The organism is Planococcus glaciei (genome assembly GCF_900099655.1).
Classification (GTDB): domain Bacteria; phylum Bacillota; class Bacilli; order Bacillales_A; family Planococcaceae; genus Planococcus; species Planococcus glaciei.
In genome coordinates this window covers 96,606-123,036 of sequence record NZ_FNDC01000010.1, presented here as the reverse complement: position 1 = coordinate 123,036, position 26,431 = coordinate 96,606, and the positions used below count along the sequence as shown (strand labels likewise).

Annotated in this window: 29 protein-coding genes, 1 pseudogene and 1 riboswitch; of the genes and pseudogenes, 8 read left to right on the top strand and 22 right to left on the bottom strand. The window is 46.0% G+C overall.

The annotated features are described in order from the left end of the window. Positions 1-106: 106 nt before the first annotated feature. On the bottom strand, positions 107-787 hold the full coding sequence (locus tag BLQ32_RS12990) for a metal-dependent hydrolase (RefSeq protein ID WP_074510633.1): 681 nt from the start codon (positions 785-787) through the stop codon (positions 107-109). An 89-nt stretch (positions 788-876) separates the two neighbouring features. Here BLQ32_RS12990 and BLQ32_RS12985 point away from each other — a divergent pair, with 89 nt between their 5' ends. Beyond that, a complete protein-coding gene (locus tag BLQ32_RS12985) occupies positions 877-1,974 on the top strand; it encodes a M24 family metallopeptidase (protein WP_074510632.1) in 1,098 nt (365 codons plus the stop codon). Between the two features lie 67 nt (positions 1,975-2,041). Here the strand turns inward: BLQ32_RS12985 and BLQ32_RS20130 are convergent, their stop codons facing one another. Continuing rightward, positions 2,042-2,164 (bottom strand): hypothetical protein, encoded by a 123-nt coding sequence (locus tag BLQ32_RS20130; protein WP_280513362.1) that lies wholly within the window; start codon positions 2,162-2,164, stop codon positions 2,042-2,044. Positions 2,165-2,450: 286 nt separating this feature from the next. Further along, entirely contained in the window at positions 2,451-3,566 is a 1,116-nt protein-coding gene (gene ald / locus BLQ32_RS12980; RefSeq protein WP_074510631.1) for an alanine dehydrogenase, read from the bottom strand. A 309-nt stretch (positions 3,567-3,875) separates the two neighbouring features. Between ald and BLQ32_RS12975 the strand changes: the two are divergent. After that, positions 3,876-4,316 (top strand): annotated as a pseudogene (locus BLQ32_RS12975) (universal stress protein); the annotation flags it as partial. A gap of 196 nt (positions 4,317-4,512) precedes the next feature. Here the strand turns inward: BLQ32_RS12975 and BLQ32_RS12970 are convergent. From BLQ32_RS12970 to BLQ32_RS12950, 5 genes are all read right to left on the bottom strand, one after another. Beyond that, complete coding sequence (locus BLQ32_RS12970) at positions 4,513-4,863, bottom strand: hypothetical protein (protein ID WP_074510630.1); 351 nt, start codon at positions 4,861-4,863, stop codon at positions 4,513-4,515. 161 nt (positions 4,864-5,024) lie between these two features. Beyond that, positions 5,025-6,563 carry a hypothetical protein gene (locus BLQ32_RS12965; protein WP_074510629.1) on the bottom strand — a complete coding sequence of 513 codons (1,539 nt, stop codon included), beginning with the start codon at positions 6,561-6,563 and terminating at the stop codon, positions 5,025-5,027. Between the two features lie 201 nt (positions 6,564-6,764). Then, complete coding sequence (locus BLQ32_RS12960; protein ID WP_074510628.1) at positions 6,765-7,289, bottom strand: GNAT family N-acetyltransferase; 525 nt, start codon at positions 7,287-7,289, stop codon at positions 6,765-6,767. Positions 7,290-7,862: 573 nt separating this feature from the next. Next, a complete protein-coding gene (locus BLQ32_RS12955; RefSeq protein ID WP_074510627.1) occupies positions 7,863-9,257 on the bottom strand; it encodes a M1 family metallopeptidase in 1,395 nt (464 codons plus the stop codon). Next, complete coding sequence (locus tag BLQ32_RS12950) at positions 9,254-9,898, bottom strand: kinase (RefSeq protein WP_235783841.1); 645 nt, start codon at positions 9,896-9,898, stop codon at positions 9,254-9,256. Before BLQ32_RS12950 ends, BLQ32_RS12955 begins: the two co-directional genes overlap by 4 nt. A gap of 124 nt (positions 9,899-10,022) precedes the next feature. Beyond that, positions 10,023-10,066, top strand: a riboswitch (PreQ1 riboswitch). A gap of 7 nt (positions 10,067-10,073) precedes the next feature. Between BLQ32_RS12950 and queC the strand changes: the two genes are divergently transcribed. The 3 genes from queC to queE are packed head-to-tail and all read left to right on the top strand — an operon-like array spanning position 10,074 to position 11,865. Beyond that, entirely contained in the window at positions 10,074-10,739 is a 666-nt protein-coding gene (gene queC, locus BLQ32_RS12945) for a 7-cyano-7-deazaguanine synthase QueC (protein ID WP_074510666.1), read from the top strand. After that, the gene (queD, locus tag BLQ32_RS12940; RefSeq protein ID WP_074510626.1) at positions 10,736-11,161 is read left to right on the top strand and encodes a 6-carboxytetrahydropterin synthase QueD; all 426 of its coding nucleotides are present in this window, start codon (positions 10,736-10,738) and stop codon (positions 11,159-11,161) included. The genes queC and queD overlap by 4 nt, the downstream gene beginning before the upstream one ends. Further along, the gene (gene queE / locus BLQ32_RS12935) at positions 11,158-11,865 is read left to right on the top strand and encodes a 7-carboxy-7-deazaguanine synthase QueE (protein WP_074510625.1); all 708 of its coding nucleotides are present in this window, start codon (positions 11,158-11,160) and stop codon (positions 11,863-11,865) included. The genes queD and queE overlap by 4 nt, the downstream gene beginning before the upstream one ends. Before the next feature lie 27 nt (positions 11,866-11,892). Here the strand turns inward: queE and BLQ32_RS12930 are convergent, their stop codons facing one another. From BLQ32_RS12930 to BLQ32_RS12895, 8 genes are all read right to left on the bottom strand, one after another. Continuing rightward, complete coding sequence (locus tag BLQ32_RS12930; protein WP_074510624.1) at positions 11,893-12,726, bottom strand: STAS domain-containing protein; 834 nt, start codon at positions 12,724-12,726, stop codon at positions 11,893-11,895. A 139-nt stretch (positions 12,727-12,865) separates the two neighbouring features. Beyond that, a complete protein-coding gene (gene nhaC / locus BLQ32_RS12925; RefSeq protein ID WP_074510623.1) occupies positions 12,866-14,257 on the bottom strand; it encodes a Na+/H+ antiporter NhaC in 1,392 nt (463 codons plus the stop codon). 308 nt (positions 14,258-14,565) lie between these two features. Continuing rightward, the gene (locus BLQ32_RS12920; RefSeq protein WP_244890358.1) at positions 14,566-15,633 is read right to left on the bottom strand and encodes an AbrB family transcriptional regulator; all 1,068 of its coding nucleotides are present in this window, start codon (positions 15,631-15,633) and stop codon (positions 14,566-14,568) included. Between the two features lie 169 nt (positions 15,634-15,802). Beyond that, entirely contained in the window at positions 15,803-16,192 is a 390-nt protein-coding gene (locus BLQ32_RS12915) for a hypothetical protein (RefSeq protein WP_074510622.1), read from the bottom strand. 187 nt (positions 16,193-16,379) lie between these two features. Further along, positions 16,380-16,853 carry a DUF5063 domain-containing protein gene (locus BLQ32_RS12910; RefSeq protein WP_074510621.1) on the bottom strand — a complete coding sequence of 158 codons (474 nt, stop codon included), beginning with the start codon at positions 16,851-16,853 and terminating at the stop codon, positions 16,380-16,382. A 120-nt stretch (positions 16,854-16,973) separates the two neighbouring features. Then, the gene (locus BLQ32_RS12905; RefSeq protein ID WP_074510620.1) at positions 16,974-17,276 is read right to left on the bottom strand and encodes a hypothetical protein; all 303 of its coding nucleotides are present in this window, start codon (positions 17,274-17,276) and stop codon (positions 16,974-16,976) included. Between the two features lie 150 nt (positions 17,277-17,426). After that, positions 17,427-18,341 (bottom strand): DMT family transporter, encoded by a 915-nt coding sequence (locus BLQ32_RS12900; RefSeq protein WP_280513361.1) that lies wholly within the window; start codon positions 18,339-18,341, stop codon positions 17,427-17,429. Between the two features lie 19 nt (positions 18,342-18,360). Further along, positions 18,361-18,870: a GNAT family N-acetyltransferase gene (locus tag BLQ32_RS12895; protein ID WP_074510619.1), complete on the bottom strand. Its 510-nt coding sequence runs from the start codon at positions 18,868-18,870 to the stop codon at positions 18,361-18,363. A gap of 148 nt (positions 18,871-19,018) precedes the next feature. Between BLQ32_RS12895 and BLQ32_RS12890 the strand changes: the two genes are divergently transcribed. Continuing rightward, positions 19,019-20,209 (top strand): MFS transporter, encoded by a 1,191-nt coding sequence (locus BLQ32_RS12890; protein WP_074510618.1) that lies wholly within the window; start codon positions 19,019-19,021, stop codon positions 20,207-20,209. 31 nt (positions 20,210-20,240) lie between these two features. Here the strand turns inward: BLQ32_RS12890 and BLQ32_RS12885 are convergent, their stop codons facing one another. The 6 genes from BLQ32_RS12885 to BLQ32_RS12860 all read right to left on the bottom strand — a co-directional run bounded on the left by BLQ32_RS12885 (position 20,241) and on the right by BLQ32_RS12860 (position 24,115). Next, positions 20,241-20,777, bottom strand: coding sequence for a GNAT family N-acetyltransferase (locus BLQ32_RS12885; RefSeq protein WP_074510617.1), 537 nt, complete (start codon positions 20,775-20,777; stop codon positions 20,241-20,243). A 24-nt stretch (positions 20,778-20,801) separates the two neighbouring features. Next, positions 20,802-21,242 carry an NUDIX hydrolase gene (locus BLQ32_RS12880; RefSeq protein WP_074510616.1) on the bottom strand — a complete coding sequence of 147 codons (441 nt, stop codon included), beginning with the start codon at positions 21,240-21,242 and terminating at the stop codon, positions 20,802-20,804. A 33-nt stretch (positions 21,243-21,275) separates the two neighbouring features. Beyond that, positions 21,276-21,833, bottom strand: coding sequence for an AAA family ATPase (locus tag BLQ32_RS12875; RefSeq protein WP_036804842.1), 558 nt, complete (start codon positions 21,831-21,833; stop codon positions 21,276-21,278). A gap of 18 nt (positions 21,834-21,851) precedes the next feature. Then, entirely contained in the window at positions 21,852-22,358 is a 507-nt protein-coding gene (locus BLQ32_RS12870) for a GNAT family N-acetyltransferase (protein WP_139150546.1), read from the bottom strand. Positions 22,359-22,366: 8 nt separating this feature from the next. Further along, complete coding sequence (locus tag BLQ32_RS12865; RefSeq protein ID WP_074510662.1) at positions 22,367-22,717, bottom strand: DUF6176 family protein; 351 nt, start codon at positions 22,715-22,717, stop codon at positions 22,367-22,369. Between the two features lie 144 nt (positions 22,718-22,861). Beyond that, positions 22,862-24,115: an MDR family MFS transporter gene (locus BLQ32_RS12860; RefSeq protein ID WP_053165425.1), complete on the bottom strand. Its 1,254-nt coding sequence runs from the start codon at positions 24,113-24,115 to the stop codon at positions 22,862-22,864. A 99-nt stretch (positions 24,116-24,214) separates the two neighbouring features. On the opposite strand from BLQ32_RS12860, the gene BLQ32_RS12855 reads away from it, so the two are divergent. Both BLQ32_RS12855 and BLQ32_RS12850 read left to right on the top strand, forming a co-directional pair. Next, entirely contained in the window at positions 24,215-25,888 is a 1,674-nt protein-coding gene (locus tag BLQ32_RS12855) for an ABC transporter substrate-binding protein (RefSeq protein WP_074510615.1), read from the top strand. 71 nt (positions 25,889-25,959) lie between these two features. Beyond that, entirely contained in the window at positions 25,960-26,424 is a 465-nt protein-coding gene (locus tag BLQ32_RS12850) for a DMP19 family protein (protein WP_074510614.1), read from the top strand. Positions 26,425-26,431: the final 7 nt, after the last annotated feature.

Below are 26,431 nucleotides of genomic sequence, written 5' to 3'. Positions count from 1 at the left end.
CCATATTTCCTATTGAAACAAGGGCAGCGATGCGGCTAAAGAGGCGGTGAACAAAAGTTTTTTCAGCCGAAAAAATCCGGAGAATAGGATTCTCCGGATTCTGGTTTTACAAGTCGATGGTTCCGCCGGCCTGCAAGATATTCACTTCTGTATTTTTCACCAATGCCTTGAACTTTTCCGGATCCTGTTTGATCGGCGGGAAGGTATTGTAATGGATCGGCACAACGGTTTTCGGTTTTAACAGTTCGACTGCATATGCAGCGTCTTCCGGCCCCATGGTAAAAAAATCGCCGATTGGCACAAAAGCCACATCAATTTCATTGCGCTCGCCGATGATCGCCATATCGCCAAACACTTCCGTGTCTCCGGCATGGTAGATCGTCTTGCCTTCCGCTTTGAACAAAAGGCCTGCCGGCATGCCGCCGTAAATGACGTCTCCTTCTTCCGTTGTATAAGAAGAACTATGGAAAGCTTTGGTGTATTTGACTGTTCCAAAATCGAATTCATGAGAGCCGCCGAGGTTCATGCCGATTGCATTCAATCCCTGGCTTCCCAAATAATTTGCGAGTTCCACCGGTGCCACAATTTGGGCATCATTGGTTTTCGCCAAGTCGATGGTATCGCCCACATGATCGTTGTGTGCATGCGTCAGCAAGATGACGTCCGGCTTTTCTTCGCTGGCTGTCAAGTCTGTCAAGCTGTTGCCGCTGATGAATGGATCGATCAAAATGGTTTTGCTTCCTGTTTTGATTTTTACAACCGAATGGCCGTGATATGATACTTGCATGAAATCCCTCCCGAGTGTATTGGCAATCATTTCAAGCAGTATTATACCCTGAAATTTGATATGCTACACATATAAAAGGAGGAATACATATGAATAAAATACAGCAATTGAAAGCCTACTTAACCGAATCCGATGTTGATGCTGCATTTGTCACCAACCCTGACAACGTTTTTTACGCCAGCGGATTCAAAAGCGATCCACACGAACGCCTTCTTGGTGTCATGGTCTTTAAAGATGCAGAACCGTTTCTGATTTGCCCGCAGATGGAAATTCCGGACGCGAAAAGCGCCGGCTGGAATGGCGACATTGTCGGCCACGTCGATACAGAAGACGCGATGCAGGTTTTGCACCGCACTACTGCCGAACGGAACGGCAGTGTCCGCCGGATCGCCATCGAAAAATCGCATATGACGGTAGACCGCTTTGAAGCCATGAACCGGCTGTTCGGCAATCCCGAGTTTGTGGCATTGGATGAAAAAATCAATGCCATGCGCGTCATCAAAGATGAGGCAGAACTTCAAATTTTGAGAGAAGCAGCCGAACTCGCGGATTACGCGATTGAAATCGGAGCCAAAACTTTGCGTGAAGGCATTACTGAAATCGAAGTGATGACGGAAATTGAGTTGGCACTGAAAAAACGCGGCGTTACGCATATGTCGTTCGATACCACTGTCCTCAGCGGGCCGAAAGCGGCTTCTCCGCACGGCAAAACAGGCGACCGCAAAATCCAGAAAGGCGATTTGGTGCTGTTTGACCTCGGCGTTGTCCATAAAGGCTATTGCTCGGACATTACCCGCACACTGGCATTCGGCGAACCGAACGAAGAACAAAAAGCCGTATATGACATCGTCCTTCGCGCTGAACTTGCTGCCGTGAATGCCGTAAAACCGGGCATCACCGCCGCTGAACTCGACCAAGCTTCACGCCAGGTGATCGAAGATGCCGGCTACGGCGAATATTTCACTCACCGCCTCGGCCACGGGCTCGGCATTTCGGTGCATGAATTCCCATCTTTGCACGGATCTAACCAAATGGCCATGGAAGCTGGGATGGTGTTTACCATTGAACCGGGCGTTTACGTGCCAGGCAAAGTCGGCGTCCGCATCGAAGACGATGTCGCTGTCACAGAAAACGGCGTGGAAGTATTGACGAAATTCCCGAAAGAACTTCAAATCATTTCAAATTAAATGCAAAAAGCAGTCACCGGAATTTCTCCGGTGACTGCTTCAGGCTATTGAGAAACAAGTGAAGCCTTTATTCATTTCGCTCCAAGTGGACGCTTTCCGCGGGCACGGCTTCAGCCGCTTCCTTCGCTGCGCTCCGTCCAGGGTCTTCAGCTCGTGCTGCTCCCGCAGGAGTCGCCACTTTCCGCTTCATTCGGATTGCTCTTTTAATAGAGAACTCTTTTTATCAGAAAGAGTAGATGAGTATAAACGCTTTTTATTCACAGTTCGCTATCGATATGGAGCAAACCAGCGGAGACGCCTGCGGGAAAGCGAGACAGCCGAGACCCCGCAAGGTGCGCAAGCACATGAGGAGGCTTGGCGCTCGCCCGCGGCAAGCGCAGCTGGTTTGCGGAATATCGGTTAATAAGTTAAAGCAGTCACCGGATTTTCTCCGGTGACTGCTTTTTTGATAATGTCCAATTGTTCAATAATTTTGCTTACGCCAACAATTCGTCGACTGATTTGTACTCGATGCCTTGGTCGTCCGCAACGGCTTTATATGTTACATAGCCTTTAAGCGTGTTGACGCCTTTTTTCAGTGCTTCATTTTCAAGGATGGCTTTTTCATAACCTTTGTTGGCGATTTGTACTGCATAAGGAACAGTAACGTTCGTCAAGCCGATTGTTGAAGTCCGTGGAACAGCCCCTGGCATATTCGCCACAGCATAGTGAACCACGTCGTGTTTTACGTAAGTCGGATTGTCATGAGTCGTGATGCGGTCGCTTGTTTCAAAAATGCCGCCTTGGTCGATTGCGATATCCACAACTACAGAACCTGGTTTCATCGATTTGATCATTTCTTCTGTTACCAGTTTCGGCGCTTTCGCACCTGGAATCAATACAGCTCCAACTACCAAATCCGCTTCTTTTACCGATTCTGCAATATGGAATGGATTTGAGATCAATGTCTGCACATCGCCGCCGAACAAGTCATCCAACTGGCGCAGGCGATCCGGGTTTAAGTCCAGGATTGTTACGCTTGCTCCCATACCGACTGCCACTTTCGCTGCATTGGTTCCCGCAACGCCGCCGCCTACGATGGTTACTTTGCCGCGTGAAACGCCAGGAATTCCGCCAAGCAGAATGCCGCCGCCGCCGTGGATTTTCTCAAGGAATTGTGCACCGATCTGAGTTGACATTTTGCCCGCCACTTCACTCATTGGTGTAAGCAATGGCAAAGTATTGTTCGGAAGCTGAACGGTTTCGTAAGCAATCCCGACCACTTTGGAATCAAGCATCGCTTTTGTCAATTCCGGTTCTGGAGCCAAGTGAAGATATGTAAAGAGAATCATGCCTTCACGGAAATAACCGTACTCCGAAGAAACCGGTTCTTTCACTTTCATAATCATTTCCTGTGCCCATGCTTCTTCAGCAGTGTTTACAATCTGCGCTCCAGCTGTTTTGTAATCTTCGTCTGTAAAGCCGGATCCAAGACCTGCTTCTGTCTCGATAAACACTTCGTGTCCATAAAGCGCCAAGTTCACTACGCCTGCCGGTGTCATTGCTACACGGTTTTCATTGTTCTTAACTTCTTTAGGTACCCCAATACGCATTACAAAACCCTCCATTTGTGTGCTATAGAATAATAATTTATAAAACATCTAAATGTTCAAAGCAAGTCTATTCTATCAGATAATTCCTGTTTCCGCTCCCCTTTTTTATGTTTTTCGGATTTTCTCCTTAAAAAGTGCGTTCCGACAATTTAATTATTATGAAAAAATAAAAATAAACAACGCTGCAGTTTCCAAAAAAACGTAAATTCATTCATATAACCGCCAAATATCCGGTAAATATTTGTGCAAAAAGAAGGAACTCGCCTTTATTTATCGAAAGATATAACTATAGACAAGGAGGAATGCACAATGACATTGAAGTATTCGCAGATCTTGGTAGCAGTTGACGGTTCGAAAGAAGCAGAATGGGCTTTTAAAAAATCGGTGGGCATAGCGAAACGGAACAATGCCACATTGAATTTGGTGAATATCATCGATACTCGTTCATTTGCGGCCATTGAAGCGTATGACCGTTCGATTGCAGACCGTGCCCAAAAGTTTGCTGAGGATTTGCTTGGCGGCTATAAAAAAGAGGCCGAAGCAGCTGGCGTCGGAAGTGTTAATATCCTCGTGGATTATGGTTCTCCAAAATCGATGATTTCGCGTGAACTGGCTAAAAAGGTAAATGCTGATTTAATCATTTGTGGTGCAACTGGTTTGAACACCGTTGAACGCTTCCTCATCGGCAGTGTGTCTGAACATATCGTGCGTTCTGCCAAATGCGACGTGTTAGTCGTCCGCACAGAAGATGCTGAAGATGACGACATCAGCGCAAGCACATACAGAACAAGCGACGAAATCGGTTCAGACGCAAATTCAGAACAAATTGTCGGCGACAAAACGCCGCTTCAGCAAGGCTCAGAAGTGGGCAAAGACATCGGCAGACGATAACAAACAAAATCCCCGGATGGCAGTTCTCTGCAGTCCGGGGATTTTTCTTTTGCGTTCAATTGGAAATGTTTTTCTTTTTCATGAGAATCAGGCGATTTGTCGAAGAAATCACATCCACTTGCTCATCGCCTTTGTGATACATGACGGAGGCACCTTCTCTCGCCCCTTTTTTCCAGCCGCTGGCCAGAATAACGACTTCATAGCCAAAAGGGATGCCATCTTCTTCTGATGCACCGTTCCAGTAATACAATTTTGCGGTTTCTTTGTCTTCTGTAATTTCCGCGAAAACCGGTTCCGGGAACCCTCCCAGTGTTTCAGCCGGTTCATACGCATAAAACGTAGCTACATACAAAAATCCGGTAAGTAAAATAAAAAAAGCACCCAGCCATGCAAGCTTGCTCTTCATCTGTCCCCCTCCTACTTTTACCGAAACATCTTATGTATATGTACGCTTTTCTTTGAATAAAGTTACAGAGAATAAAGTGCATGCCAAATTTCTTTTTTCATAAAAAACAAGCGGCTGGTTGCAGCCGCTTGTTTCACTTCTCGTGCTTTTCGTTTTACCTTTTAAAATTTCCCCGGGTATTCCTTTGCCAGCTTTTCACCCAGATCTTCGAGAACATAAGGATTCCATACCAGTTCCTGGTCAAAAATCATTTTATAGCCGCTTAGTGCACTTGGCGAATTGATTTTTTGATAAGCTTGCTCCAACAGGTCCAGCTCCAGCGGATCGTAATAGTCGCCGCTTTCCTCATTCAAAGCTTTAGCCTTTTTGGCGAGCTCTAATGATTTTGCCGGATCCATGATTAACTGCACTTCAGCGAGCAGCAGCAGATCGTCTATTAGAAACTCCTCTTCCCCTTTGCTGATTTTTTCCTCCAGGGCAGCGATTGTTTTTTCATACAACCCCTGCTCTAAATAAACATCGGTTAAAATCCAATAGGCTTCATCTACGTCAAATTTATTGCCGCTCTTTTGAAGGTTTTTCAGGATTTCTTCAGCTTTGTCAAATTGTTTTGTGTCAATGGCATTGTACGCTTGATCCAATTTTGCATTGCGTGTTTTTTGTTCTTCGAGCATATCTTTCAAAAAGGTTTTCTGGAATTCTGCGAGCTCCATGCCGGTCAATTCTTCGAGCTTGCGGTAAAATTCCGAGGTGTTTCTGGAGGTCAATAAATCGGGAATAAACTCCGTTCCATGGTCCATTACCAAGGATTGCACAGCCAGAAAACTCTGGGCATACGGATCGTAACTCTCGGTAGAAGCCTCCTCGAATTCCGTATAGATATCCAGACTGCGGAAATTGATCAGCTCGACCGATTGAAGATCGTACCAGTAACTATTATCTTCCGCCAAAAAATCAGCAAGCCCTTCTTCAAACCAGGACGGAATCCGTTGAATTCCCAAATTGTTTTCTTCAGCATACAAATGGCTCTGGTAATGGGTATATTCGTGAAGCAGGATCAGCTCCCAAATTTCATCATCAGGGATCAGATGAATCGTCCGGTTGCCGGAATTGTAATAACCCGCAATCCCCTCCATGCCTGAACTCGATTCAAGCGATTCATAGCTGCCGTGGAATTCAATCGACAAGCCACTGTCATCTTTTATGCCAAAATATGAATAGAATCCTTGTTTTTCTTCTTGAAGCAGCTGGTCGATTTTTTCAATGTGGAGTTCCTGCTCTTCGGAATAATAATAAGTCACTCCATTCTTTTCGGTTTTCATCAGTTCCTTTTGGGAAGGCACCTGGAAAATGCTGCTTGCAAAAAGGCGGGACTTTTCTGCATAAGCTAAATTATTGTCTCCGACTGTGTATTCCACAAAAGAGTTGGCAACTGCAAAAGAGCCGACTACGGTTGACAGAAAAATAGAGAAAATCATTAAACCGATGTGTTCACGGACCGTACGGAACCCCATAAATTCCAAGCGGTCTGTCACCACTCCATAAACGCTCAATACAAAAAGAATCAGGCAAACCAAAAGAAATAGCGAAGCAATTGCCAGCCCTCCCACAAGCCCTTGCTGAAAAATCAATAAAAAACTCGCAACCGATGCCGCAACTAGCACTAAAATTAGGGTGAAAAACTTCATTTTGCTGTTCATGTCATCCTCCGTCTTTCTGTGTTGGCAGTTATTTTGCCCGGTTCTGTGTCGTTCTGTAAACTCACCTGATTTTCAATTTGCACTTTCCTCTATCATTCCCCTTCAGCCGGGTAACTACGCAAAATTTTAAATTCAAGAATAGATTTTTATTAAATTCAATTTTGGGTTTTTGGAATATTACATGTTCCGCCAGCCAAATAACTACCTTTCTATTCGCAGGCGTATGTCCTTCAAGGATTTCCAATGAAATACCGTTTCACCCAGGTACGTTCCGGCAATTTCGATTTCCAGCCGACCGATTGCTTTTCCGCCCAAGCTCTTGTAAAAGCCGCATGCAGGATTGTCTTCCAGCGCCAGAACAATGAGTTCATCAATGTCCTGCTGCTGCAAATTGTCGACAATGGGCTTTAGCAATTGCTTGCCTAAACCGCGTCCCTGATATTCTTTTAAAACATAGATGGCGTACACTTCACCGACAGCATCCCCATAATTTCCTGTCCGTTCTTTGCCCCCTGTCGAAAAACCGGCCACTTGTTTGCCGCTGGTCTCCGCGACAAATACCTGGCTAACCGAAAGATTTTTCCGCCATTGCTGTTCCCGGCTTTCATAGTCCAACTGATCCAAATAATCCTGGGGGACAATTCCGCTATAAGTGGTTTTCCAACTGTCTATATGAACTCGCGAAATCCCTTTCGCATGACCTATATCCGCTCGCGTAATATGCATCAAATAACCCCGATCTTTTCTATATTTTAACAGCATCTTCTTTCAGAAAATAGCTTTATTTTCAATAAAAAAAGCGCTTCTTTTCAGAAGCGCTCAGACTGTAGATAAAGTGTAACTTTAATAAATAGAGATGTATAAAACCAACCGGACAGGCCACTTCGCTTTCCGTGGGCTCAGCTTCAGCCTCCTCGCCGCTTCGCGCCTGCGGGGTCTTCAGCTTTCGCTGTCCCACAGGAGTCTCCGTGGCCGAACCGGTTGGGCGTCTCTCTTCGATCCGATAGTGAATGGTCATCCGAGTGAAGCTTGAACAGACAGCTCAAAAGGAAAAGCGACGCCTCTAGATAATCTTCATGTTAAGGATCCGGAGTGGAAGCCGGCGACTCCTGCGGGATAGCGAAGTGCCGAAATCCACTCGGGACGCTAGTTCCGAGTTAGTTCGGCGCGAGCCCGCGGAACGCGTCCGGCTGAAACGGAGGATCCGGGATATCCAAATTGTATGTTGTTTTAGCTCTCATGTATAAAGATCCTTATGTCTACAAGCTCAGCGCTTCTTTTCAGAAGCGCTTTTTTTATTCACTGAAGCCAACTATCCAAAAATTCACGTTGTTCTTCGCCGTAATAAGAAGTGAAAAAGTTTTTAAAGGTCGGCGTGTTGACGTACTTGAATTGATACTCCTTGTAATAAGCCCCTAAAAATTCCAGCGCTTCGTCATTGCCGCCGCGTTCCTCAAAAAAATTCCGAAGCACAAGCGGCGCTTCCCCGTAAACGGTCGATACGTATTCGCCTTCGTTGTATTCACTCAATGGCAGATTTGCATATTTTTCTTGGCGGTAAGCATCCGCTGCCATTTGTGCAGATCTGAATCCGTAATCTTCATCCTGGTAATAGTCCGACAGGAAAATGGAAGTGGCAAACTCGGTGACGCTTTCATCCAGCCAGGCATCTTCGTATGGATCATTTCCCACAATATAATAAAACCATTGATGCCCTATCTCATGGACCAGCACTTCATCGAGCGCATCCCATGTACTGGCCACTTCAATCACGTTCGGGTATTCCATGTAGCCGTCATTGGCAATGATATCGAGTTCCGGGAATGGGTTGTCCCCAATCCGTTCTTCAAAAAATGTGTAGGCAGCTTTTGCCTTTACGATATTTTCATCCATAAATTCCTGGTCCATCGGCATAAAGAGCCGCAGGACCGTCTCATTTACTTCCACCGACTCAGAGAGCCATTCTTCTGAGTTCAAAAAAGCCAAATAAAAATCTTTGATCCGCTCGCCTTTCACTGTACCGGATGAAGATGGCCGAATATCCCCTTCAGCGGCCGAACTGGCCACCAAGTACTCTTTCGGCAGCTTATAGCTCACTTCAAAATTTCCAAATCCGCTGTGGTAGCTCTCCCCGTTCATATCAAAATCCTGAATGTCCCATCCTTTATCATATTGGGCAAGCATCGGGTACCACTGCGCCAAAAAATAATTGTCCCCATCCTGCGACAATCGCATGCCGTTCTCCGGCAGTTTCATGGTATAAGCAACCGTTATTTCTTCCGTACTTTCCGGTTCCAATCCCGTTTCCAGCTCTACCAGCAATTTGTTGTTGTCCAGGCTATAAGACAATTCTTCATCTCCACGCTTTACTGATTCGACAGCGACTTCAGCAGACGCTTGCGCCAATTCCGGCATATCGTCGGGATTGATGGCATTAGGTATCAAATAAAAACCCAGATCTTCAAAGGTTTCATCGGACTCGTTCAGTACGTTGATGTCTGCAGTAATTTGGAACCGGTTTTGATCATCCATTTGCACATCCAATTTGTAATCCGCGCTTGCGCCCATTTCGGTCGTACCTTTTTCATTGCCGGTGTCACGCAGCAAGAAGTAAATAATGGCTGCAGCAATCAAGACCGCAACCAGTGCAACCACAATCCATATTGTTTTTTTATTTGCCTTATTGCGGTTCATCTTGCATCTCCTATCTTGCTTGTGCTGCTGTCCAGCACCCAATCTGCCTGCTCAGCCGGCTTTAGCATTTCTTCATAATACGCTTCCGCTTTCCAGTAGCGTCGCTTCAATAAGGCACGATCGGCTTGCATATTCTCTGATTCCCGTAAAAAACGTTGTTCTGCCGGACATTCCAGGTATACCAAGCAATCAAAAAAACGGCGCCATTCTTTTCTTTGAAGAAATACCCCTTCAACTAGGATTACGCCTTCTGCGGGCAGACTAATCGTCTGCAAGGATCGGCTGTCCTGGTCCGCATCATATACCCAAAGGTCGAGCTGCTCCGCCGATTTTAACTGTCCAAAGAAAAATTCAGCCAGGTGCTCTGCTTCCCATTGCAGAAAATAATATTCCTGCCACTCTTCGAGCCCGGTTCCATAGCGCCGCTTCTTTTCCACAATAAAATCATCGATGTGAAAGACGAGGACTGCTAAGCCCTGTTCCCTGAGATGGGCTTCCAGTTCTTTAGACAGCTTTGTTTTGCCCGTACGGCTAAAGCCATCGATGCCAAGGATTGTCCTGCCCGAAAAACCTTGCCAGTCCATTTGTGAAATCCATTCTTCCGGTTCTATTTTCACTTGTCGCTCAAACCTTTCCTTCATTCTTCTATAAATCCTATTCGACGATTGGCTGTTTTTTCCTTCCTGCTCCTTCATACGCTCGTTATCCCAGAAAAGTTTCACAGTTTCCCCTATTTTATTCTATGTTATTATTAACAGTGTTCGAAAAAAAGAGGTTCGCAAACTCCCTCTCTAAAAAACTAAGGAGATGTTCTATTTGAAAAACGAAAAAGCGGTTGTCGTGTTCAGCGGCGGCCAAGACAGCACCACTTGCCTTTTCTGGGCATTGAAGAATTTTAAAGAAGTAGCTACCGTGACTTTCGATTATGGACAGCGCCATTCGGCGGAAATCGAATGCGCCCGTAAAATTGCGGAAGAGCTCGGCGTCTCGTTCAAAGTGCTTGATATGACCTTGATCAACCAACTGTCAGCCAATGCACTGACGCGGGACGACATCGAAGTAACAGCAACCGAAGGCGAATTGCCCTCTACGTTTGTGCCCGGCAGAAACCACTTGTTTTTGTCTTTTGCAGCAGTTTATGCTGATGCCATCGGGGCGCGGCATTTGATAACAGGCGTCAGCGAGACCGATTTCAGCGGTTATCCCGATTGCCGGGATACGTTCATCAAATCGCTGAACGTATCGCTGAACCTGGCTATGGACAAGCAATTTGTCATCCACACGCCTTTGATGTGGCTCGATAAGTCCGAAGTATGGGAACTGTCGGACCAATTGGATGCACTCGACTTTGTCCAGGAGAAAACCCTGACCTGCTACAACGGCATTCCAAGTTCCGGCTGCGGTGAATGCCCATCGTGCATCCTGCGGAATGAAGGGCTCAGCGCATACAAAGCGAAAAAAGCTGCAGGTGCCCATCTATGATGCAGCAATTCTATCCTTCTGTCCCGCATGCGTTCCGATTCGAATTGAACAAAGACATGCATTTTTCAGCAGCCCATTTCATTCCTAGCGAAGACGCAGGAAAATGCCAGGAAATGCATGGCCACACGTATTTCATCAATCTCACGATTTGTGGAAACGAACTCGACGCCACGGGTTTTCTGATCGACTTTAAACTGCTGAAAAATTTAATCCATAAAAAATACGATCATTCGGTATTGAATCACCATCCTGAATTTGAATCCAAATTCCCAACCACCGAACTGTTGGCTCAACAAATCTGGCAAATGGTGGAGAACCTTCTTCAATCCACTGCCAACCAGCCGCATTGCCTGCAGGTAATTGTCCGGGAAACGCCGACGAGCTATGTCGTATACCGTCCCTCCAAGGAGGACTTCCAATGAGAATACCGGTTATGGAAGTATTCGGTCCGACTATCCAAGGCGAAGGCATGGTCATGGGCCAAAAAACGATGTTTGTCCGGACCGCCGGCTGTGACTACTCGTGTTCGTGGTGCGATTCCAAATTCACATGGGATGGCACCGGCAAAAGCGGCTCTAAAGAGCCTGAAGATATCATTGGGGAACTTAAAGCGATCGGCGGCCAAGCCTTTTCCCATGTGACCATATCCGGCGGCAACCCTGCTTTGCACAAAGGCATTGCCGAACTGGTGGCTTTATGCCACGAAAACGGCTGGAAAGTCGGCGTGGAAACGCAAGGATCGATTTGGCAGGACTGGATGCCGGCAATCGATGACATCACCATTTCACCGAAACCGCCAAGTTCCGGCATGAAGACAGATTTCAGCAAACTGGATTTTTTCATGGACAAGCTTGCGGGTGCCAACGCCAGCCTGAAAGTGGTCATTTTTGATGAAGATGATTTCAAGTATGCCGAAGACCTTCATCTGCGCTACCCAGCTGTCCCGTTCTTTTTGCAGACCGGCAACAGCGACACCGCTACAACGGACGACGCAGGCCTCACAGCTGCCCTCTTAGAGCGCTATGAATGGCTCATCGAGCAAGCCGTCCGTTCAACAATTATGAACAATGCCAAAGTCCTGCCGCAGCTCCATACCTTGGTGTGGGGCAATAAACGCGGCGTATAAATAAAAAAAGCGTGAAATCGAATGATTTCACGCTTTTTCATGTTCAGTTAAAACTTTCAGGGCCTGTTTGACCGTTGCATAAGACTCGGTCATCGACATGTCCATGCCGGTATTGACAATTGTCTGTGCAAGGTCAGGACGCAAGCCCGCAACCACAATATGGATTCCCATCAAGCGCAGTGTTCCGCCAATCTGATAGATGGCTTCTGCTACTTGTGCATTGATCATCACCAAGCCGGAAAAATCCGAGATGACGTGCCGGACATTCATTTCAGCCAGTCGCGGAATGACATTATCAATGATGTGGCGAATCCGTACTTCGTCAATAAAACCGATCAGCGGCAAGACCACAATATCGTCCTTGATTGGAACAATCGGAGCTGACAATTTCGTCAGCTCTTTTCTGGTTTCTTCCTGGTACTGATCCGATAAGCGTTCAAATGCAAAAAAGGTTTCATTTAAACTAACGTCCAATATCTGGCTGATGCGTTTCAAGATAAAACCTGCTTCTCTGACAGTCAACTCAAGCTCTATGCTAAGATCGGTAAACATTTCATTAACAATTTCCCGCGTTGGGCCGTAGCGCACCACGATTTCAGAAATTTTGCCGCCACCAGCAACTTGCATCGCCGCATTGTTTTTGCTCCATTTGACCAATTCTTCCGGAACCACTTCTTCATCTTTATAGATCAATACATCGCTGAAAAAGCCCAGAAGCTGATTGTACATGGCAATAGCTTGTTCTGTTTCAGCATCTGATATGATTAATCCCATTCTGCCGATTACACTTTCAACAATCTGGTTGGAGATGGATTCTACATTTTCATTTATATAAGCAGAAAACTTCGTTATTCCGTTCATTGCTCTACCCCTTTTTGTATACTCGCTCTTATTATATATGAAAAAAAACCTTATACTTTAGAAATATTGACAATGAAAGGAATTTCTACCTAATTACTTATACACTTTTTTCAAAATCATGGTAAAGGGCAGCTAGCGACTACAATTCTTCCGCTTTCCGGTAAGTTAATGTTTTGCCGGTGTAACCGAACAAAACCGTTAAAATCGGTGACAATAGGCAAAAGAAAGCAAAAGGCAAATAAGTTAACGTGGAAACCCCTAAAACGGAAGTGATGAAAATACCGCAGACGCTCCAAGGGACAAGCGGATTGACCACTGTTCCTGCATCTTCCATTACGCGGCTTAAGTTTTTCCCGGTCAGGCCGACTTTTTCGTATTGCGTATGGAATGCCTGGCCGGTCAATAAAATCGATAAGTATTGTTCACCGATCAGGACATTGATGCCAATGGCCGTCAACGCGGATGCCGCAATCACAGAAGAAACTTTCTTCAGCACGCTCTCGAGTTTCCCGAGCAGGCATTGGACGATTCCAAGCGTGAACAATAAGCCGCCCATGCTGAGTGCGAGCAGAACCAAGCCGACCGTAAACAGCATACTTTCCATCCCACCTCTTGAAAGCAGTTGATCAATGTCCTTAACCCCTGTTTCTGAAACGAAACCGCTGTACAATATCGCCAGCACTTCTGCCGCACTGTAACTGAAGTGGAAAAAAGAAATAGCGACTGCAACAATGGAACTGACGGCAAGCGTCATCAAAGCCGGCACTTTCCCAATCGTTAGAATGATCAGGACAACCAACGGAATCATTGAGTACCAATGGATGGCACCGGTATCCAGCAAGCCTTGCTGGAAAATGGCCACATCATCCACTTGGGCCATGGAAGAATCCGGCGACAGCACGGCAAATACAATCAGTGAAATGATAAATGCCGGAACGGTCGTCCAGCCCATATTGCGAATATGCTCGAACAAATCCACTCCGACCATAGAAGATGCCAGATTGGTCGTATCGGACAGCGGCGACATTTTGTCCCCGAAAAACGCACCAGAAACAATGGCGCCGGCTGTAATTGCCAGCGAAATGTCCATAACAGATGCCATGCCGATAAACGCCACTCCGACCGTTGCCACTGTCGTCAGCGAACTTCCGATGGACAGCCCGATAATGGATGTGACCACAAAAACGATGGCAAAAAAGAACAGCGGCGTCACCAAGTTGAAGCCTGCGTATATAAGCGTTGGAATCGTCCCGCTCATCATCCAGCTGCTGATCAAGATGCCGATGAAGAAAAAGAGAAACACGGCACTCATGCCGGCTCCCGCTCCGGCGACCAAGCCCTTTTCCAATTTGTAGTACGGCACGCCTTTGATCAGTCCATAGCAAATCAACAGAAGAATGGCAAAAAGAATCGGCATGTGAGGAACTGCTTGAAATTTGATTAAACTGACGCTGATGATCGCTACAATCAAAACGGTCATTGCGAGCGCTTCTTTGACGGATGGTGATAAAACTTCTTTAATCTGAAACATGGCTGATTCCTCCTGGATGTAAAAAAATATAATAAAAAAACCTATCATCCCCTAAAAAAAGGGACGAAGGTTTCTCCGCGCTACCACCCTATTTGACAGCCAATGGCCATCCACTTCATTAAAAAGTTGAAAAAACGGATGGCGTACTTCATCCATATCGCTGCCTGAATTTCCACCATACATCCAGTCTCTTCTTGCTGCCCGCGAAATGCTTACTGCACCATCTTCAACACTATTTGATTGCATCTTTGATTGTTCTAAATCTTATCATGTTCCCCGTACAAGTCAAGAGCTTATTTTGCCAAAGATTAATTTTTGGGGGAAGATCCTGCGAGATCCGTGTTTTTCACTTTCCTTTCCCTGCCCGCGACAATTTTTACAAACGGCACAATGAATACGGACAGGAAAATGATCCGGAATAATTGAAACGCCGTGACTACCGTTACATCCGCGTGCACCGATGCCGCGATGATCCCCATTTGATCCAGTCCGCCGGGCACGACGCTCAGAAAACTTGTCGAAAAACTTAAATCGTACATATCCTGCAGAATAAAACTAAGCCCGTAAGCAAAAGCAATGAGCACGGCACTGGAAAAAACAGAATAAAAGATCAGTTTTGGCGTCAGTTTGATATCTTCTTTTTTCAAAAGCAGGCCAATATAAATGCCAATGAGCAGTTGCGCAATATGAAGCAGCAAGCTGGGCATCAAAGGAACATTAACTCCGGTGATATTCAGCACCATAATCAGAAAAATGGGTCCGAGCAAAAAAGCCGTCGGCACGTTGATTTTCTTAAAAAGCATGCCTGCTGCGAAGCAGGCAGCCAAAAGCACGAAAAGATAAATCGAATATTCGCCTTCCGCTGCCGTGCCTGGCTGCGCAGCACCGCCGCTTGCCACGATAAACGGCACGGCCGCGACAATCAGCAAAACCCGGAGCACATGGTAAAATGTCACAGCGGTTAAATCGATAGTTTTCTGTTCTTCTGCAAACGTGATGATTTGGGACATGCCGCCCGGTACACAGCAGGTCATGGCCGTCGCTTTATCCACTTTTGTCCGGTTCGCCATCAACGAACTGATCATCAAGAATAACCCGAAAAACACAATATTGATGACGAGCATCGGCAAGAAATACTGTTTCATGCCATTTAGCGCATCAAGCGTAAATGCAATTCCAATGACGTATCCGGCAATTACCAGCCCGGTATTCCGGAAAGCCGCGTCCCACTTCAATGAAACCGGCGTAAACAATTGAACCAGCAGGACGGCAAATAAAGAGCCCAGCAGCCAAGGCATGGGCGCACCTAAAAATTCAAACAGCAAAGCTCCTGCCAATCCAACGATAAATGCTTTCCCCATCGGGTATAAGTTCAAGTCGGCCATCTTCTTTCTATTTTCCAATTCTATTTTTCTATTATAGCTTTTTTTGGCCCTTCATAAAATTTTTTCATTTGATTGGAGGCAAAAAAAGCCTGCCTTTAACCGACAAGCTTCCAAGGTCTAATGATTTCCGCACAAGAGAACGGATTGAAAAGATGGTTTTTTATGAAATAGCCAGGTCTGAATAGATGGGGATCGGCAAGTCAGAAGTGCCGCGCACCTTGGCAAGGAAGCGGGCTGCCTCTTTGGAGAGTTGCATTTCTTTCGTATGCATCTGTTCTCTCAAAACTTCCAGCATCCGGTAAGCTGTTTCTTCTTTTTGATAGGAAGGGTTCACGGAAAAGTGCAAAATGACAAAGTAATCCTCGTGCTGTTCTACTCCAGCAAGGCCTGTAATATTTTCGGCTTCTTTCCAAAGAAAAAGCTGCCGCTCCGGGTTTTCCTCATACATCCGAATGGTCTCCTGCAGCAATTTAAAGTTGTAGCCTTTTGCCATCAACGACAATAATCCTATGGCCACTTTATTATATGATTTTTTGTATTTGTAAAACATCCTGCAATCCCTCGATTTCGCTGTCTGTAATCTAACACAATATGTTGCGCTAGCCACCTACATTTATATACGCCATTTCAAGAATTTATAAACCTGTAATTACTATTTTTTTATAATTTTTTCTCATAATTTCCAATTAAAAAATCCAACTTTTTCAAGTTGGACCGTGAATACTTTATCAAACACTTTATAGGTAATTCACGGAATGCAAAGCTCGGATGGCGCTGGCTGCATGAGTGCCCCAGTGAATTTCAAAATTGTATTTCCATTCAGCAATCGCTTCCGCGTGGTTTCCCTGTTCATACAAAATCAATCCGCGTTTTACGTCGCTGTAGATGTCCAGCACATCGTCCGTCAAGGTTTCGTTTAACGGCTCTTCCATTATTTCTTCCAAGTCTTCATCGGAGTGATAAGGGTCGTACCCTCCCCAATAGACATTATGTGTACCGAAATCAACTTGTGGCAGCTGGAAATCAATATCAAAAGAATCGTCTTTGCCCGGTTCCGTTTCCGGCAGATACAGCGCCTTTGTGTACAGTTCTGTCACTGCTGCGTGCAGCTGCTTGAATTTCTCAATTTCGCCTAAAGAATTTAACGAATCCATCAAATGGCAATATCTTTTTGCAGCTTGTAAAAAAACTTCTACTTCAGTAGATTCCATATCCTGTCACGTCCAGTCCTGGAGTATCGGCGGAAACATGCGCTTCTCCGTAAATTTTTTCGATTAAGTTCGTCTATATGAAATGGCTCCGCAGGGCGTTTCAACTGCCCTTGCTTCCTTCTATTTTTCCATCAGTTTTATGTATTCCTGGTGAACAAGCTCATTGAATCTTTCCTGTTCTTCTTTTGATGCTAAAAGTTTTGCAAGGATCTTCGCATCTCCTATCACTTTCCGCACCTTTGAATTGTAGCGGATGATGTGGTCATATCGAAAATCTTTCCGCAGTTCTTCAAACCAGTCTTCCTGATCCAACCGTTCCAGATTTTTTTCAAAATCCGATGGCTTAAAGAGAAAACTTTGCAATTGGCTGCCGGCTTTGAAGAGAACCGCACTCCCTAATAACCTAAACATAAATTTGAACATAGTGGACCACCCCGTGAACTTATTATTGGCGATCTGCAACTGGCCGGCAAGCCGTCCACTCGTATAACTTGAAGCACCAGCTGATTTTAGAAACTGGGTTTCATTTAATCAATAAATGGTTTTCTGATTCTAGTATTCTCGTTTTGCGCATTAAATTCCTTCTTTGAGAACCGCTGCTGCCCGTTTGTCCGGCCAGTTCACCAAAAAGATGCCGGCAAAGATCATGGCACCTCCTGCAAGCAGTGTCAAGCCAATATCTTCGCCGAGCAACAGCCATCCCGAAAGGATGCCGAAAAACGGCGCAAGGAACAGAAAGGCACTGATTTTCCCCGGATTGCCGTTTTGCAGCAGGAAAAACCAGATAGCAAATTGCACAATGGACGCCGGGATGGCAAGCCAAAGCACGATGAAGATCGAAGTCGGATTGATCACGAGCCGGGCATCTTCCAAGAGAAAGCTTCCAATTAACAAAAGCAATCCGCCCGAAAGCATTTGATAGGCGGTCAACACCCAAATATCAAAGCGCTGTCCCCATTGCTTGATCAACAGCGTGGCAATTGCCCAAAAAACCGCACTGCAAAATCCGAGAAGCGTGCCGATTTCTGCCTGCAGCTGTCCGCCCATCGTGACAAATACACCGATAAATCCTAGAATCACACCGCACCATTGGACAAGCCGGTAGCGGATGCCAAGCGCCAGTGTTCCAAAGACCACCACCAAAAGCGGATTCATAAACGTCAAGATGGCGGATTCCCCGGCAGTGATGGTGCGGAGGCTCAAAAAGATGGCTCCCATGACACCGGCAGTTTGGAAAGAACCGATGCACACAATTTTCAGCCAGTCTTGCAGTTTTTTCGGATGCGGCCGCCGAAGCATCCAGACGATCGTCCCCATCAATAAGCCCGCCAACGTAAAACGCATTCCAACCAACAGCAAAGGCGAAACATGAACCATTCCCATCTTGCCTACCGCAAAAGATGATCCCATTAAACTAGTCGTCAAAATGACCAACAGCGCAAAAGCCCATTTATTGTTCAAATCCACATCTCCCTTTGGTATCCCCACTTTTTTGCGCCTGCTATTTTCATAGTTTCCGCCAATACCTTAGCGAAATGATCTTATCATCAGCGTTTGAACGGTAAACCGGCCGTTCACTGCGGCATATAAATTCGCGCGCTTCGTAAAATGGGATGCCTTTTTCATTTCCTTTCGCGACCGATACCCATTGTTCCTGTGCTCCGAATTCTTCTTTCTGCTGACGAGTAATGGCCTCCAGCAGCTTTGTTCCAATGCCTTCTCCAAGCCTATCAGGGTCCAGGTATAGGACGAAAATTTCCCCCGCTTTTTCAGAAATCATTCCGCCGCCGCCTGCTCCGACCACTTCTCCGTTGTCGAGGGCAACAAAATATCCGCCCCATTCCCTGCTGCTGCTTTCCACTTCTTCTAAGATCCGCTGCTCGTTATAAAATTCTTTAATCACTGCGTTGATATATTCGGCTGAATACATCTCGTCGTAGGTCGCCCAATACCCTTCCGTACAGACGCGAGCAATCCCTTTCACATGTTCGGGCTGTGCTTGTTGAATAAAAACCATCAAATGCCTCCTTTTGGAGAAATGCAACTGTTATTTGGTGAATTTTTTAGGTATGCAATTTTCTGATTATTGTTTATGATTTTATTATAACTGATATTGTTTAGCAAAATGAACTTCTGTACGGCGAGCAGAAAAGGAGGGGGATTGAATGATCACGCGGAGAATGGTCCTTTTTCTTGGTTTATCCCAGCTGATCTGCTGGGGAATTTCTTATTATTTGATTGCCGCTTTCGGGGAAGTAATTGCAGATGAACTGGGCTGGAGCGGCACTTTGGTATACGGGGGTTTTTCTGCCGCGCTGATCGTCATGGGCCTCACTTCTCCGTTGACAGGAAAACTGATCGACCAGTACAGCGGACGCTTTGTGATGTCTGCCGGGTCCCTTCTTTTAGCAATTGGTTGTGCCGGAATCGCCTTGTCGCAGTCCGTTTTGGCATATTACATTTCATGGATTGTCCTGGGTTTCGCCATGCGCCTCAGCTTATACGATGCGGCATTTGCGACATTGGTCCGCATTGCCGGGTCCGGTGCGAAACGGTCCATTTCCCAGATTACGCTTCTTGGCGGACTGGCTTCCACTGTTTTTTGGCCGATCGGCTTTTTCCTTTCGGCATCTTTCGGCTGGCGGGCGGCTTTGCTGGTTTATGCCGGGTTTGCACTGCTGACGCTTCCGCTGCATCTCGCCATTCCAAAAGAACGGTTCAAAGAAAGCAAAACGGCCGAAGACCTAAAATCCGCTGCTTTTGTAAAACTGAATTTAACGGGCCGCGAACGCATTTATGCCGGCAGCCTTTATGCACTCATCTTTACGCTTCTTAACTTTTTGAACTCCGCCATGTCGGCGCATATGATTGCCATATTGTCCGGGCTTGGCCTTGCAGCAGCTGTTTCGGTCTGGATTTCCACGCTGCGCGGAATCGGGCAGTCGCTGGCACGGGTAGGGGAAATCTTATTCGGCGGCCATCTGCATCCGTTCAAGCTGACCATCCTTGCTTCTTCCCTGCTGCCGCTTTGCTTTGCCATCGGGTTATTCAGCGGCGAGTTTCTGGCACTGGCGTTTATTTTTGCTTTTTTATACGGCGCAGGCAATGGTTTGATGACCATTACCCGCGGCTCTCTTCCGCTCGTCTTGTTCGACAACCGGACTTACGGTGCTTTCGTTGGAAAACTTCTGGTGCCGAGTTTCCTGTTATCCGCCATTGCACCGGTTTTCTATACCGTCATCATCGAGCAGTACGGAGAACAAGCCACACTTCTGTTTTCTGTCGCTTTGGCATTTGTTGTATTTGCCGCTTCTTTATGGTTGAAGAAAAGATATACCTATAAACTTGCTAATTAGCAGATTCTTACGTTGCCTTTTCTGGCTTTAGCTACGCTCTGTATTCCATCAGCCAGCAGTCTTTCATTTCGCCTTCGTGCAGTTCATGTGCCGGCAGGAATTTCACTTTCTGAAATCCGCATTTCTCGTAACAAGCAATAGCCCGTTCGTTCCAGACCTGTGGATCCATAACAAGAATATCCGCCTGTTTATCGGTCAACAAATATTTCTTCATCAATTCCACAAGCTCAGTTCCGAGCCCTTTATTCCAATAATCCGGTTCTCCAATGAATTGGTCTGTGCCGTAAATGATTTCATCAGGATTCCAATAGCCGTATGCCATTCGTTCTTCTTCAAGAACCGGATAAAATTGAATATACCCAATGGCTGTTTCATCGTATTCCACAAGGCACCTTGTCGTTTCATCTTCCCGCTCAAAATAATGTTGGTTCACTCTTTTCAAATCATGCGGATTGTCGCGGCCTTCGTAGTATTTCAATACTTCCGGATCATTCAGCCACTTAACCATTGCCTCTTTATCTCTGTCTTCCAGCTTCCGGATCGTCATTTTTCCGTCATGAAATAACATTTTGCCCACCTCTTTTATCAGTAGTTAACGCTTCTGGATGACTTGCCCTCTTAATATATATGGAACTGAACGGTTGGCCCTAACCTGTTCTTCGGCTTTCTCTGGAATATATAAATAGTGGACCGCTTCTTGGATCGGCATCCATTTTACTTCTTCGATTTCTTCCGGAAAAGCAATCGTGATTTCTCCGCCAAGAACCTGTCCTTCGAAAATGAAGAACACGGCATGGTGCCCTCTTTCGTCGAAGAAATCTTCACTGACCGAAAAAAGGCCGCCGATTGAGACATCGAGCCCGGTTTCTTCTTTCGCTTCACGAATGGCTGCTTCCTGCAAAGTTTCTCCCGCTTCAACTGCACCGCCTGGAAGCGTATAGTAAGATCCGTTGTCTCCGTAGTTTTTAACCATTAACAATTTTTCTCCGCTGTCATCCCGGAGCATAACATATACGACATCTATTCTTTTCATGGGAATCTCCTTACTCATTTGTCATCGTTCCGCTCAAAAACCAAATCTCTCCCGAATCAATTTCGCCACTTCATCCGGTTTCAAATCCGTGTTGTCTATCCGAATATAATTTTCCCGTTCAATTTCTCCCTCGACTGAATTCAGGCGAAGCGTCTCCATCGATGCCCTCAATTCGCGTTCCGATTCTGCAACGTTCCGCTTAGTCGGCTTTTGTTCAAGCCGGCTAGCTTCTTTATTGCGCTCGACCCGTGTTTCCAACTCCGCTTCCAATTCGACAAAATAGACTTCATTACCCGCAGACTCAAAAATTTCACAAACCCGTTGAACAAAGTCCCAGTCCTCTTTCATGTTGAACGCCCATACATATGTAAATACGATTCCCTTTGCTTCGCTGACTGCTAATGTTTTGAACATCTCCGTACGGATCAGATCCGACAACCGGAACATTTCTTTGCTGAAGCCAAAAAAGGGATGCAGCAATTCAATGGTCATATGGTTGTGGAACAACTTAAAGCCGGTTGATTTTTCGAGTTCTTGCCCTATCGTCATTTTCCCCGCTGCTTGCGGTCCGAATAGTAAGATGAATTTCATAGCTGCTCCTTCTAAACCTTATTCGCTCAATATTCTGGCCATATAATACTCATTGACATATTCACCTTTTATGTACAGGGAATCCTGTTTAATGCCTTCGATTTCAAACCCCATCTTTTGATAGAGTGCAACTGCCGACTCATTATGTTCAATCACCGTAAGCTCGATTCGGCGAAGGTTTTTTTCTCTTGCCCATAGTTCCAGCATTTTGAAAAGCTGCGTCCCGATTCCTTTTCCCCGCTGCTCCTCCCGTATGCCGATAGCTACGTACACAGTATGCCGCTTCCTCATCAGCGCATCTCCGATGGCAAAAAGATATCCTTGCAAAGATCTTCCTTCTTCCGCTGTAAGGATAACCGAGTGCTCATCCATTCCTTCGAGCCTCTTTTTCAATTGCTGGGGCTTGGTTTTTCTTTCTCCCGGTTCAAAAAGCATCAATCCCGAATCTTCTACTTCTTTTATCAATTCAACCAGCCTCTCTGCATCCGCTGGCACTGCTTTTCGTATATGAATGTCTGTCTCCATCGGCAAGGTCATCCCCGTTTCATTTCCGCTTGAATGCTTTCCTGGATCATCACAGCTTCTGTCTTTAAATCCACCGGCAGGTATTCTTCATCGATGCACGCTTCCCAAAATGCCAAGTGCTTTTTGTCGATTTCATGATGGGAGTCTGTGACTTCGCTTCCGCCTTCTCCCTGGACGGAATACCAGTAGAGAAATTCGCTGTCTTCCTGTACTTCTCTGAATATCGTTTCGACATACATTTTTTCATCGTTCAAGGTCAACAACACTTCTTCCATGTGTTCATTCAAAAAGGCCATCCATTCGTCCACTTTTTCAGACTTTCCGGCTTTTACTTTGAATCTGCTTAACTCCACTTTGATTGCCATAGTCAGTTCCCCCAATCATTCTCTCTATCCTTAATTATACCTAAAATTCCCAAATACAGATAGAACAATTAGAATGTTTTGTGAAATTAACCTACAATAAAAAACTTCACCTATGTCAGCAACATAAGTGAAGGAAGCTTACAGAACCGCCTCGGTCGTTTCTGCGTTTTTTGAAGATGCCCCTCTTACAAATAAACCAGTGTACACAAGGAACGTACCCATCATTAAAATGACCCCAATGTACACAGACATCATCGTCGGGACAAGATAAGCACCAATGATAATTGTGGAACGTGCAATCAAATCTGCTCCGCTGAATGAAATATTCGAAAAGGCGGAATAAGAACCGCGCTTATCGGCCGGAATCATATTGGCCTGTTCGGCATTCCGGACCGGCGAGTAAATCAATTCTCCGAGCGTCGCAATCATATTAAAGAGAATCAACATGTACCAGCTATCCGCCGAGGTGACGATGATATAGCCGATGCTGTAAACAATCAGCCCGGTGAGCAGCACTTTTTGTTTGGTGAAACGGTCTGTGATCCTGCTGACCAGGAACGTGAAGAAAACGACAAACAGCATGTTCTGGATATTGAGCAAACTCAGCATCCGGACGCCCGCAATGTCAAAGTTCCCTAAACTCACCGTTTCAAATGTTTCGGCAAGCCGGACTCCGATATAGCTGTTCAGGGAAAATTCAGCTGCAAAAATAAACATCGACCCGACGACCACTTTGACAAAAGGCAAATCTTGAAAAGCCACTTTGTAGTTTTGGAATACATCAATCAGTACGTTTTGATGCTGCTTTTTCAACACGCTTGTCTGCTCATCGATCAGCCAAATCTGATAAGCAATCGGCAAGCTGATAGATGTCACACTCAGCAGCACAAATAATTCAATCTGGTGGTTGACGTATAACAAACCGCCGAGCGCCGCACCGATGGCCATCGACAAATTCGTCAGCCAGTATTCGATCGTATATACCGCTTTCCGGTTTTCCGGTGTGGTGGAGTCGATGATGAGGGCGTGCATTGCCGGCCTTCCCAAACTGCTTGAGATGATGAATCCGATATACGATGCTGCAAACAGCCAAATTAAATTGTCTGCCGGCACCAAACTGATGGTCATGCTTGCAAACGCCACTGCGCTGATTGCCGAGGTTCCGACGACAACCCCTTTTCGCGGAAAGCGGTCTGAAATATAGCCGCCGATTAAATTGATGAAAAAACTGATGATGACGGTTCCTACTAAAAACAATCCTGCCCATACTTTGCCCATTTCCATTGCAAAGAACAAAGCCATAAACGGCATGACAGCGGAACCTACAGCCCGGTTAAAAAACGAGGTAATCAGCCGGACTTTGATATTTTGCGGATAGTCTTTCCAGCTCATATTGTCAACCTCCTTTGTCTTATGTATATTAAACTAGACGAATAGATTGAAAAATGGACATTTTCAAAAGATATGTCCCCTTTTATGGAGGAACCAATCATGGATAATAATTTACTGGTGCTCTGGCATGCCGTGCCATCAGGGAAAATAAAAAAAGATAAACTTGTGAAATTGCTGGATGTCAGCGCCAAACAAGCTTCCCGCTACATCCGGAATTGGGCACAGGAAGGCTGGTTCACTTATACAGCCGGACGCGGGCGAGGCAATGCTTCCGAGCTGCACTGGCTAAAAGACGTGGAGCGGCTGTTTGAGGAGCAGCTGATGGACATTATTGACCGGGAACCGGTGGAAACCAGCAGCAAGTATTTACTGTATGACTGGTCCGAAGAAGTGAAACTGCGCTTGATTGAACGGTTCCGCAATAAATTCGGCTATACCCAAAACCAGGGGGATGTGGACAAATTGATCATCCCGCGGCGGCATCAGCTCATGACGATGAACCCTTTGGAGACGGCAGATGTCCATAGCGCCAATTTTGTCGCTACGGTTTTCAACCGCCTCGTGTCGGTCGACAGCAAAGGGAAGGTTTTGCCTGAAATTGCACATAGCTGGGACCTTTCTCCGACAAAGCTTCGCCTGTATTTGAAAAAAGGCATCCGGTTCCACGACGGTTCTTTACTGACCGCCGAAGATGTTGCCGAATGCCTAAACCGCATCCGTTCTCATGAAAATTCCCGGGAATTGTGGCAGCCCGTCAAAAGAATCACGGTGCCTGCTCCGCTTGTCATCGACTTCGATTTTCCGGATGGCTGCAGTTACTGTCTGCAGATGCTCGGCATGATCAACTCGAGCATCTTCAAAGAAAGCCAAGGACAGCTATACGGAACCGGAAGCTTTTGCCTCGACAACAGCCATGAACTAAAAACCGTTCTGGTAGCATTCAAGGATTATTTCGGCGAGCGCCCGCTTCTTGACGCCATCGAATTTGTGCAGGTTCCGGAAGACTTTGATTTTGCTTACCGGACGTCCCAGCCAAAAGAAGCGGAAGAAACCTTCCTGGTGGAAAGCGATTCAGGGGTCGGGATCATCGTCATGAATGCCTTCCGTGATTCGGCGATCCGCCGCCAGGAAGTCCGTGATTACCTTCACGCCATCATCCGGAAGCACCGCTACTCCATCAGCGAAGCAGATTCCCGCATTCTGCCGAATGAGGAAGGCATGCTGATCGGGCAGAACCAGCAATACCGTTTTGCGACTGCCGAACGTCCGCTGTTTAAAGAACCTTTGATCATCAAAACCACCAGTTACCTGAAAAACGTATCGGACTGGCTCCAGGCGATATTCGAGCAGGAAGGAATACCGGCAGAGGTTCGCGTTCTGCCGTTTCACGAATACCTGGTGGATAACGGCAAAGACCAGCAAGCGGATCTCTACATCCACGGCGAGGTATTCGAGATGAACCAGGATTTTTCTTTCTTTTATTTCCTGGCCAACGGCTTATCCCCGTTTGCCACCTTGATCGATCGTGATCCGGAGCTAACGCAATTGCTCGAGCAATATCGGCATACTCCTTTTGAAGAATGGACAATGCTGAATCGGCAAATTGAAAAATCCCTGGTGGAATCTTCTATATTGATTCCGCTCTATTATGCCAAGCGCCAGATCCCGTTTTCATCGGAATTGATGAACATCAAATTGTCCCATTTCGGGTATGTCGATTTTAGCAAGCTGTGGGTGCGGCCGAACCTGGACTGCTATGCGTCTGGCCAATAAAGAGGGTTTCCGCACTAAAGCGTGGAAAGCAAAAGATTGCACTGAAATTATAGATTGAAAGGAGCAATCCCTTGAAAAAGCAAATAAAGAAAAGTGAATTAAAAGATCGGTCGGATATTTGGAACGCCGTCATATTGGAAATTACCAGCCGCGACTTCCCTGCTGAAGAGGCTTTGCTGAACGAATGCAATTTGGTTTTCCAGTACTATTCCGAAATCGAAAGCGGCGGCCATGAAATCTTGCTCAACTGGGCCCAGGATTACATTCGGGAAGTTGGAATTGCCCATTACTCGAGCGAGTTAACCGCTGCCTTGGAAAAAATCGGTGCATCGGAATACGCCCAAATCGAGAAGACATACGGTGAACAGCTGTGGCATCTGTTTACTGCTCTTGAAAATGAAGAAATTGAAGAAGAAGCGTTTTATGAAGTGGTTGAAAAAGCCGACGAAGAATACTATGCTTTGGACGGCAAGCTGGAGCAGCTTTTGGAATCGTATTTTGTAGATATCCATATGGAACTGTTTGAAGTCATTTGATCAACTT